This is a genomic window from Jatrophihabitans sp., from assembly GCF_051960575.1.
Lineage (GTDB): Bacteria > Actinomycetota > Actinomycetes > Mycobacteriales > Jatrophihabitantaceae > JBQCEE01.
Map to the genome: position 1 here is coordinate 1 of NZ_JBQCEE010000296.1, position 9533 is coordinate 9533.

The 9533-nt window shown below is 72.3% G+C and carries 9 protein-coding genes and 1 tRNA gene; 5 read left to right on the forward strand and 5 right to left on the reverse strand.

Features of this window, described 5'->3' with window-relative positions:
- Positions 1-71 precede the first annotated feature (71 nt).
- From ACTHMS_RS16535 to ACTHMS_RS16545, 3 genes are read right to left on the reverse strand one after another with little or no spacing between them, the layout of a single operon-like run.
- Positions 72-257: a hypothetical protein gene (locus tag ACTHMS_RS16535; RefSeq protein WP_440307763.1), complete on the reverse strand. Its 186-nt coding sequence runs from the start codon at positions 255-257 to the stop codon at positions 72-74.
- 26 nt (positions 258-283) lie between these two features.
- On the reverse strand, positions 284-1390 hold the full coding sequence (locus tag ACTHMS_RS16540; RefSeq protein ID WP_440307764.1) for a fatty acid desaturase family protein: 1107 nt from the start codon (positions 1388-1390) through the stop codon (positions 284-286).
- Between the two features lie 41 nt (positions 1391-1431).
- Positions 1432-2568 (reverse strand): ferredoxin reductase, encoded by a 1137-nt coding sequence (locus ACTHMS_RS16545; protein ID WP_440307765.1) that lies wholly within the window; start codon positions 2566-2568, stop codon positions 1432-1434.
- Positions 2569-2721: 153 nt separating this feature from the next.
- Here ACTHMS_RS16545 and ACTHMS_RS16550 point away from each other — a divergent pair, with 153 nt between their 5' ends.
- Positions 2722-3402 (forward strand): TetR family transcriptional regulator, encoded by a 681-nt coding sequence (locus ACTHMS_RS16550; protein ID WP_440307766.1) that lies wholly within the window; start codon positions 2722-2724, stop codon positions 3400-3402.
- 41 nt (positions 3403-3443) lie between these two features.
- Here ACTHMS_RS16550 and ACTHMS_RS16555 read toward each other — a convergent pair whose 3' ends face one another.
- Complete coding sequence (locus tag ACTHMS_RS16555) at positions 3444-3755, reverse strand: 4a-hydroxytetrahydrobiopterin dehydratase (protein ID WP_440307767.1); 312 nt, start codon at positions 3753-3755, stop codon at positions 3444-3446.
- A gap of 66 nt (positions 3756-3821) precedes the next feature.
- On the opposite strand from ACTHMS_RS16555, the gene orn reads away from it, so the two are divergent.
- The 4 genes from orn (at position 3822) to ACTHMS_RS16575 (ending at position 6707) form a co-directional block, all read left to right on the forward strand.
- Entirely contained in the window at positions 3822-4439 is a 618-nt protein-coding gene (orn, locus tag ACTHMS_RS16560; RefSeq protein ID WP_440307768.1) for an oligoribonuclease, read from the forward strand.
- Between the two features lie 28 nt (positions 4440-4467).
- Positions 4468-4543 (forward strand) — tRNA-His (locus tag ACTHMS_RS16565).
- Between the two features lie 175 nt (positions 4544-4718).
- Positions 4719-5636, forward strand: a complete 918-nt coding sequence (locus tag ACTHMS_RS16570; protein ID WP_440307769.1) for a glycoside hydrolase family 16 protein — start codon at positions 4719-4721, stop codon at positions 5634-5636.
- Positions 5637-5705: 69 nt separating this feature from the next.
- Positions 5706-6707: a glycerate kinase family protein gene (locus ACTHMS_RS16575; RefSeq protein ID WP_440307770.1), complete on the forward strand. Its 1002-nt coding sequence runs from the start codon at positions 5706-5708 to the stop codon at positions 6705-6707.
- 26 nt (positions 6708-6733) lie between these two features.
- Here the strand turns inward: ACTHMS_RS16575 and ACTHMS_RS16580 are convergent.
- Positions 6734-9533: S41 family peptidase (locus ACTHMS_RS16580; protein ID WP_440307771.1), on the reverse strand; the 2800-nt coding region annotated here is incomplete at its 5' end.

Consider the following 9533-nt stretch of genomic DNA (forward strand, 5'->3'; position numbering starts at 1 on the left):
CGCCCCCCCGCCGCTGCACCGGGGGCCCCCCCCCGGGGGGGGAGACCGCGGTCGACGTCCGGTGGGGTTGGTCAGTCGCGCCGGGCGCGGCGCGCCGCCTCGCCCATCTCGAAGGCGTCGGTGGCCAGGCCACCGAGCTCGTGGACGACGTCGCGCACGGCACCGGTGATGATCGTCGCGATCCGTCCGACGTGGTTGGCGGTCGACTCGAGCAGCACCTGCGCGGTGTCCTTCGCGACCTCGCCCCTGCTGACCATGACTGTTCCCTCCGGCATCGCTGACATCAGGCGGCGCTGACGGCCCTGACCGTACTCGGCACGACCTTGACCGCGGGCTCCGTGCGGCCGGACCGCGTCGGCAGCGACAGCTTGAAGATCTTCTTCCAGGTCGAGCCGAGCTGCTTGTACAGCGGGCCGGTGTTGTACGGCAGGCCGTACTTCTCGCAGAGCGCCTTCACCTCGGCCGCAATCTCCGGGTAGCGCCGCGCCGGGATGTCCGGGAACAGGTGGTGCTCGATCTGGTGCGACAGGTTGCCGGACAGGATGTGGAACAGCTTGCCGCCGGTGATGTTCGCCGAACCGAGCATCTGCCGCACGTACCAGTGCCCGCGCGTCTCGTCCTCGCACTCCTCCTTGGTGAAGGTCGCGACGGCGGTTGGGAAGTGGCCGCAGAAGATGATCGAGTAGGCCCAGATGTTGCGGATCAGGTTGGCGGACGCGTTGCCGGCGAAGGTGAGCGGGGCCAGCGGGCCGGACAGCGCCGGGAACAGGACGTAGTCCTTCATCCACTGCTTGCCGACCTTGCGCCAGATGCCGTCCCACAGCTCCTTGTTGTCGGCCAGCGACCGCTCGCCGGTGACGAGCTTCTCGGACTCGAGGTCGTGCAGCGCGACGCCGTACTGGAACAGCACCATCAGCAGGAACGCGTACACCGGGTTGCCCAGGTAGTAGGGGTTCCACTTCTGGCCCTCGTCCATGCGGAGGATGCCGTAACCGATGTCGCGGTCCTCGTCGAGGATGTTCGTGTACGTGTGGTGCATGTAGTTGTGCGAGTGCTTCCACTGGTCGCCCGGGCAGGCGGTGTCCCAGTCGAAGACGCGGGAGTTCAGGTCGGGGTCACGCATCCAGTCGTACTGGCCGTGCATGACGTTGTGGCCGATCTCCATGTTGTCGAGGATCTTCGACAGCCCGAGCGCCGCGACGGCGGCCGGCCACAGCGGCGGCAGGAACATCGCGGCACGACCGCCGACCTCGAGGCCGCGCTGCCACTTCACGATCTTCATCAGGTACTCGCGGTCGGCCTCGCCGAGGTCGTTCGCGATGCGCTGGCGCAGGGCGTCGAGCTCGGCGCCGATCTCGTCGATCTGGGCTTCGGTCAGGGTGATGCTCATGGCGTTCTCCTTCTGGTCGTGGAGATCGGACGTGGGAGGTCTCAGATGTCCAGCGCGACGTCGCCGTTGGGCACGGAGATGCAGAGCTGGATCTCGCGGTCGGGGTCGGTGTCGACCGCGCCGGTGAGGACGTTGGTGGTGCAGCCGCTCTTCTTCACGGCCGTGCAGCTGAAGCAGATGCCCATCCGGCAGCCGTACTCGGGCGTGAGACCGGCGGCCTCGGCCTGCTCGAGCAACGAGCTGCCGCTGTTCTCGGCGGTCACCCCGCTGCGGGCGAAGGTGATCGCGCCGCTCACCTCGCCGTCGGGCAGCGCGACCGGCGCCGGAGCGAACTCCTCGACGTGCAGCTTCGCCGCGAGCCCGGCGCCCTCGTAGAAGTCACGGACGGAGCGCATCAGCCCGGGCGGGCCGCACAGGAACGTCTCGGCGCCGGCCCACCACGGGGCGACGGCCTCGAGGTGCGCCTTGCCGAAGAAGCCGTGCAGGTCACCGCCGACCTGCTGGTCGGTGTAGGCGAGGACGACCCGGACGTTGTCGTGGCGCTCGGCGAGGGCGAGCAGCTCGTCGCGGTGTGGCACGTCGTTCGCGGTGTACGCGTAGTGCAGGAACACGACGTCGCCGGTGTACCCCTCGTCGCACAGCGTGTGCAGCATCGAGAGCACAGGTGTGATCCCACTGCCGCCGCTGACGAGCAGCACCTTCCCGGGGCGGCGCTGCGGCAGGGTGAAGGTGCCGTCGGCCGCACCGAGGTCGAGCACGAGACCGGGCCGGGCGTGCCGCTGCAAGTGATTCGAGACGATCCCCTCGGGGTGCGCCTTGATCGTCAGCACGATCCGGCCGTCGCCGCGGTACTGCGAACAGGCCGGCGAGTAGCAGCGGGTGTGCCGTACCCCGTCGACCACGACGCCGAGCTGGACGAACTGGCCGGCCTCGAAGCCCTTCCACTGCCGGGTGGGCTTGAGCGTGAGGGTGACGCTGTCGGCGGTCGGGTGCTGCACCTCGGTGACGACGGCGCGCATGCGACGCACGGTCAGCATCGGGTTGACCAGCGCGAGGTAGCTGTCGACCGCATGCGGCGTGGCGAGCGACTCGACCAGGCTCAGGGGCGACTGCTTGAGCGGCGACAGCCACCGCGCGGGCGACAGCCGCTGCGCGGTGCGCGGGGCCAGCTGGACCATGGTGACTCCTTCGGACGCTCGGACAGTTTCGGTGCACGTTCGTACACTCAAACTAGTGAAGCGGAGTTTGGATACGGTCGTCAACGCCGGACACGCGTGACGACCGGCACGGTGTCCCGGGCCACGTCGCCGGGTAGACCTACGCTTCGTCGGGTGACGGAACGTTCGCGCTCGCCCCGGGCACCGCGGCCCGAGGTCGCCGCCGCCCGGGCGGGGGTCGAGTCGCGCGCGGAGCGCAAGGAGCGCACGCGGCAGCGACTGCTGGACGTCACCCTCACCCTCATCGCCGACCGCAGCCTCGCGGGCATCAGCCTGCGCGAGGTCGCCCGCGACGCCGGCCTCGTGCCCACGGCGTTCTACCGGCACTTCGAGTCGATGGACGCGCTCGGTGTCGAACTGGTCTATCAGTGCATGGGCTCGATCCGGCGCATGGTGCGCGACGCCCGCCGGGGCCGCGACGAGCACGACGACATCATCAAGTCGACCGTCGCCACGCTCGCCGAGGCGGTGCGCGACTCCCCCGAGCAGTTCCGCTTCCTCAGCCGCGAGCGGTACGGCGGTGTCGCAGCCGTCCGGCGCGCCATCGACACGGAGCTGCGACTGGTGACCAGCGATCTCGCCGTCGACCTCGCCCGCCTGACGGCCGGATTCGACTGGTCGACCGACGACCTCGAGATGTCCGCCCACCTGATGATCACGGTGATGCTCGCGGCGGTCATGGACCTACTGGAGAGCGGCGGGCGGCGCGAGGTCGAGCGCGACATCCTCGACCGGTCCGAGCGGCAGCTGCGCCTCGTCGCGCTCGGCATGGCGTCCTGGCGAAGCCGTCCCTGATCCCCCTGCAAACGCCCGACCGGCCGGCGTCCGCCCCCGGATCAGGACGCGAGGGGCAGGGCCGCGGCCACGTCGTCGACGACCGCGGCCAGCTCCACGTCCAGGGCGGTCACGCCGCCCGTGCTGTGCGTCACGAGCGTCAGTTCCACCCGACGCCAGCTCAACCGCAGGTCCGGGTGGTGGTCGAGGCGCTCGCAGTGGGGTGCCAGCTCGTCGATGAACCGTACCGCGGTGAGGAAGTCGGCGAACTCGATCGTGCGCTGCAGCCCGGCGGCCGAACCGGTCCATCCCGGACGCTCGGCGAGGGCCGCGGCGAGCTGGTCGTCGGTCAACGGCGCCGGACGCGAGGACATTCGCCGACAGTAGCCCGGACGCGACGACCCGGCACCGCGCCGGCGCGAGGCGATAACCTCGGCCGGGTGACCGAGCGACTGGTGTGGATCGACTGCGAGATGACCGGGCTCGACCTGCGGCGCGACGCCCTGATCGAGGTCGCGGCGATCGTCACCGACGGCGACCTCGAGCCGCTGGACGACGGCGTCGAGGTGATCATCAAGGTCGCCGACGACGTGCTCGACACGATGATCCCGTTCGTGCGCGACATGCACGCCAAGTCCGGGCTCACCGAGCGGGTGCGCGCGTCGACGATCTCGCTCGGCGAGGCCGAGACGACGGTGCTCGACTACGTGCGCGGCCACGTGCCGGAGGTCAACACCGCGCCGCTCTGCGGCAACTCCATCGCCACCGACCGCGGCTTCCTCGCCCGCGACATGCCGTCGCTCGACGAGCACCTGCACTACCGGATGATCGACGTGTCGTCGATCAAGGAGCTCGCCAAGCGCTGGTACCCGCGCGTGTACCAGTCACAGCCGGAGAAGGGGCTCGCGCACCGCGCGCTCGCCGACGTCCTCGAGAGCATCCAGGAGCTGCAGTACTACCGGCAGACCCTGTTCGTGCCGCTGCCCGGGCCGACGAGCGACGAGGCGAAGGCCGCCGCGACCGCCGTGCTGAACCGCTCGCGGCAGTCGCTAGACTGAGCTGGCTCGGCCGCGCGCGGCCGGCATGGTGGGTGTAGCGCAGCTGGTAGAGCACTTGGTTGTGGTCCAAGATGTCGCGGGTTCGAGCCCCGTCACTCACCCCAAGCGAAATCCGAAGTATCGCCGTGGTCAAGTGCTGACCACGGCGATGTCGTTGGCCTCCGGGTGAAGTGACGTATCCGGCTCTTCCGTTCACACCGACCTTGCGCAAGTATGGCGAGCGTGAACTCCCGGGACCAAAGTCCTTCAGTCCCGGTCCCTTCGGCCGATCGGGCTTTCATGCGTCGAAGCCTTGCTCAGCGTCCGCGGCGGCGTGCCGCGCTGCTCGCCCTCGTCGTCGGCGTGGTGGCCTCCGTGGTGAGCGTGCTGCCCGGCAGTGCCGGCGCGGCCCGGTTCGTCGCCACGCAGTCCGCCGGCTCGTGCGGCGGCACCGTGCTGGTCAAGGCCGACGGCACGCCCTGGACCTGCAGCTTCGACGACGAGTTCGACGGCACGGCGCTCGACCGGCACAAGTGGCTGGTGCAGACCACCTCGTCCTACGGCTACCACTCCGGCGCCGAGTGCTTCGTCGACTCGCCGAGCAACGTCTCGGTGAGCAACGGCGTCCTGAACCTGACCGCGCGCCGCGTGTCGCAGCCCTTCACCTGCCCGGCGCCGGGTCTGCCGTACACGACGCAGTACACCAGCGGCATGGTCGACACCGCCGGGCTCTTCGCCCAGGCCTACGGCCGCTTCGAGTTCCGCGCGAAGGTGCCGGCCGCCGCTGTCGCCGGGCTGCAGACCTCGCTCTGGCTGTACCCGGTGAACGGGACCAAGTACGGGTCGTGGCCGGCGTCCGGCGAGATCGACGTCGCCGAGACCTACAGCCAGTACCCGAACCTGGCCGTGCCCTACATCCACTACAACTCGCTGCTCGGCGACCCGAACGCGACCAACACGAACTGCACCATCGACGCGGGCCAGTTCCACACCTACACGCTGGTGTGGACGACGCAGACCCTCACCGTTTCGATCGATGGTCAGACCTGCGTCAGCGACAACTGGAACCCGTTCCTGCTGGCGAAGCCGGCCCCGTTCGACCAGCCGTTCATGGTGCTGCTGACGCAGGCGCTCGGCATCGGCACGAACGCGTTCGACCCGGCCACCACACCGCTGCCGGCCACGACGCAGGTCGACTACGTGCGGGTGTGGCGCTGAGCTGACCGCCCCGCCGCGGCCGCCCGGGTCGGGTCGCGGTCCCGGCGCCGCGACCGCCAGGATCGAGGCATGCGGGTGCTCGCCGCCCCGGACAAGTTCCGGGGCACCCTGACCGCCGCCGACGTGGTCGCGGCGATCGCCGCAGCGTGCCGGGACCTCGGCGTCGAGTGCGTCGGACGACCGATGGCCGACGGCGGCGAAGGGCTGTTGGACGCCCTGGGCGGCGGCAACCGGGTCGACGTCGTCACCGGTCCCCTCGGCGCGCCGGTGCGCGCCGCCTGGCGTTACGACACCCGCACCCACCGCGCCGTCATCGAGTCGGCGGCGGCGTGCGGACTGCACCTGGTCGGTGACGGCAACGACCCCGAACGCGCGACGACCGCCGGCGTCGGCGAGCTGCTGGTCGCGGCCGCGCGCGCCGGCGCCGAGCACGTGCTGCTGGGCCTCGGCGGCTCGGCCACGACCGACGGCGGACAGGGCGCCCTGCGCGCACTCGAAGCAGCCGGCCTCGCCGACGCGTTCGGCCGGGTGCGGCTCGACGTGGCCTGCGACGTCCGCACCCCGTTCACGCGCGCGGCAGAGGTGTTCGGGCCGCAGAAGGGTGCGGACGACGCCACGGTGGCACGCCTGACCCAGCGACTCGAACGGCTGCGGGACGAGGTGCGTGCGCGGCGCGGTCTCGACCTCGACCTGGTGCCGGGCTCGGGCGCGGCCGGTGGGCTCGCGGGCGGCCTCGTCACCGTCGGTGCACGGCTCCTGCCCGGCGCCGACCTGGTCGCCGAGGAGGTCGGCCTCGACTCGCTGATCGCCGACGCCGACCTCGTCATCCCCGGCGACGGACGCCTCGACCGCACCTCGTTGGCCGGCATGGTGGTGTGGGCGGTCGTCGCACGGGCGCGCGCCGGCGACCGGCCGGTCGTCGTGATCGCCGGTGCCGTCGAGCCCGGGCTCGAGGTGCCCGGCGCGGTCGTGCGCTCGCTGGTCGACGAGCACGGCGCCGACCGGGCGTGGCGGCACGCCGCGGGGGCGCTTGAGGAGACGACGCGGGCGGTGGTGGCGGCGCTGCGCTGAGCACCATGCCGCCACCCCCGGATACGTCAGGTGCCCGTCGGACGCGGCGGCAGCGGTGGCGCCGACCGGTCGGGCCGGGTCGCGGCCGCGGGCATCTGCAGCGGCTCGTACCGCTCGAGCGCCTCGCGCAGCACGTCGACGGCGGCGTCCAACTGCGGGTCGTCACCCGCCGCCCAGGCCTGCGGCGGGAACGGCACGACCACGTCCGGGTCGACGCCGTAGTTCTCGACCGACCAGCCGGCGTCACGGAACCAGAACGAGTACCGCGGTTGGGTCACCGATGTGCCGTCGACGAGGGTGTACCGGCCGTCGATGCCGATCACGCCGCCCCAGGTGCGCTCGCCGACGATGGTGCCGAGCCCGAGCTCCTTGAACGCCTCGTTGACGATGTCGCCGTCGGACCCGGCGAACTCGTTCGCCACCGACACGACCGGCCCGTGCGGCGCCCCGGTCGGGTACTCCTCGTCGACCGCGTGCCGGCTCAGCCCGCCGCCGAGCAGCCGCCGGGCCACCCGCTCGATGACCAGTTCGGACACGTGCCCGCCGCCGTTGTCGCGGGTGTCGAGCACCAGCGCGTCGCGCCGGGCCTCGCGCCGCAGGTCGCGGTTGAACTCGGCCCAGCCGGTGGACATCATGTCCGGCACGTGCACGTAGCCCATCCGTCCGTCGGTCGCGACGTGCACCGCCGCGCGGCGACCGGCGACCCAGTCCTGGTAGCGCAGCGGTTCCTCGTCGGCGGTCGGCACGACGACGACGTCGCGTGGCTCGTCGCCGCGGATCACGGTGAGCAGCACCGGCTTCCCGGCCAGTCCGGTCAGCAGCGGCGCCGGGCCGCGCTCGTCGAGCGGCTGCCCGTTGACCGCCACCAGCCGGTCGCCCGGCCGCACGTCGACACCGGCCGCACGCAGCGGCGAGCGCGCCGCGGGTACCGACGACTCGCCCGGCAGCACCCGGGCGATGCGCCAGCCGCCGTCGGCGTCGCGCTCGTAGTCGGCGCCGAGGAACGACGCCGTGCGTCCGGGCGGGGCGGGCGGGAAGACCTGCCGCTCGTAGGCGTGCGACGACCCGAGCTCGCCGATCATCTCCCACAGCAGCTCGGACAGGTCGTCACGCGTGGCGATGCGGTCGACGATCGGCAGGTAGCGCTCGAGCACGTCGTCCCAGTCGACGCCGCCCATGTCCTCGATCCAGAAGTGGTCACGCATGAGCCGCCACGTCTCGACCGTCATCTGACGCCACTCGGCCACCGGGTCGACCCGCACCTGGATGCGGTCAAGGTCGACGGTGACCAGCTCCTTCGGGCCGTCGGCCCCGTCGTCCTTGACAGGGTGGTCGGCCGGCCCGACCCGCAGCTCGTCGCCGTCGCGCACGACGATGCGCGTGCCGTCGCGCGAGACGCGGTACCAGTCGAACCGGTCGACGAGGGTCAGGGCGCGACGCGACGCGAAGTCCCACCGGGTGAGGGCCGGCCGCGGCGCCTCGGCGCCGGCCGGTAGCCCGGCGCCGATCACCCCGCTGATCGGGTGCGTGGCCCACAGCAGGCCCCCCGCGGCGGCGGACAGGTCGGTCAACCGCCCGACCGGGACGGGCACGACGACCGCGCGGTCGACGATGCCGTCGAGGTCGATCCGGACGCGGGCCGGGGCCGGGTCGGGCGCCGGCTGGTCGTCGCCCTTCGGCGGGGCGACGCTGCGGCCGCCCGGCTCGGGGTCGAACGGCGACGGGGTGTCGGCGGCGAGCGGCACCACGTACGGCCGGGTGCCGACGACGAACGAGAGGTCGAAGTTGTGGGTGTCGTAGGTCGGGTCGAAGGTGCGCGCCGACAGGAACGCGAGGTACCGCCCGTCGTGGGTGAAGACCGGGTCGGTGTCGACGAAGCGCTCGGCCGTGAGCTCGTGCACCGCCCCGGACGCGACGTCGGCGAGCCGCAGCGCGCGCAGGCCGGACGCGAACGGCTGCGACCAGGCCAGCCAGGCGGAGTCGGGGGCGAAGGCGAGGCCGCTGACGTCGCCCTGGTCGCTGCGGGCCAGTTCGCGGACGTCACCGCCGTCGAGGTCGACGAGCAGCACCCGCCCGTCGTGCGACGCGACCGCCGCATGCTTCGCATCGGGGCTGACGACCAGTTCGAGCACGCGGCCGACCCGGCCCGCCGCCAGCCGACGGGTGGTGCCGGCGTCGGTCAGTTCGAGGGCGTCGTCGCCCTCCGCGTCGGTCACCCAGACGGCCGCCGTGGACCCGCGGCCGGGTCGCACGCGCGGCAGCCGGGTGCGCACCCCGGGCGCCGCGGCGAGCGTGGGCACCGGCCCGTCGCGGTGGGTCAGCCACTGCACGGTGCCACGCACCTCGACGACGCTGGCCCGACCGTCGGCATCGACGTCGAGGCGCTCGGCCGCGTCGAGCGCGGCCTTGACGTCGATCACGGTGGGCTGCCGCGCCGCCCGGGTGCCGGGCAGCTCGACCTCGACCTCGACCGGCTCGGCGTCGGCGGCCAACGAATCGAGCCGGTACAGCCGGCCCGCGCGCTGGTAGGCCAGGCCGTCGCCGGTGCCCTCGAGGTCGCCCGCGAGGTCACGGGCGTAGTTGCCGGTGTGGTCGCTGTGCCGCCGCAGGTCGCCGCCGCCGAGGTCGACCGAGTAGACGTTGCCGTGGCCCTCGTGGTCGCTGAGGAACACCAGCCGGTCGCCGACGAACACCGGGTCGCTGAGCTGGCCGGCCAGCTCGCTCCGGTGGCGGACGAATCGACCCTCGCCGGCACGGTCGCTCCACAACCGCCCCCCCGGGCCGCCGCGGTAGCGCGTGCCGGTGGGCGGCGCGCGGTGGAGCGCC

What these genes read in the sequence shown, in the direction of transcription:
- ACTHMS_RS16570 (WP_440307769.1), top strand. Translation starts at nt 4,719, where the DNA reads ATGCGTCGAAGCCTTGCTCAGCGTCCGCGGCGGCGTGCCGCGCTGCTC.
- ACTHMS_RS16535 (WP_440307763.1), bottom strand. Translation starts at nt 257, where the DNA reads ATGGTCAGCAGGGGCGAGGTCGCGAAGGACACCGCGCAGGTGCTGCTC.
- ACTHMS_RS16545 (WP_440307765.1), bottom strand. Translation starts at nt 2,568, where the DNA reads ATGGTCCAGCTGGCCCCGCGCACCGCGCAGCGGCTGTCGCCCGCGCGG.
- ACTHMS_RS16555 (WP_440307767.1), bottom strand. Translation starts at nt 3,755, where the DNA reads ATGTCCTCGCGTCCGGCGCCGTTGACCGACGACCAGCTCGCCGCGGCC.
- ACTHMS_RS16575 (WP_440307770.1), top strand. Translation starts at nt 5,706, where the DNA reads ATGCGGGTGCTCGCCGCCCCGGACAAGTTCCGGGGCACCCTGACCGCC.
- ACTHMS_RS16540 (WP_440307764.1), bottom strand. Translation starts at nt 1,390, where the DNA reads ATGAGCATCACCCTGACCGAAGCCCAGATCGACGAGATCGGCGCCGAG.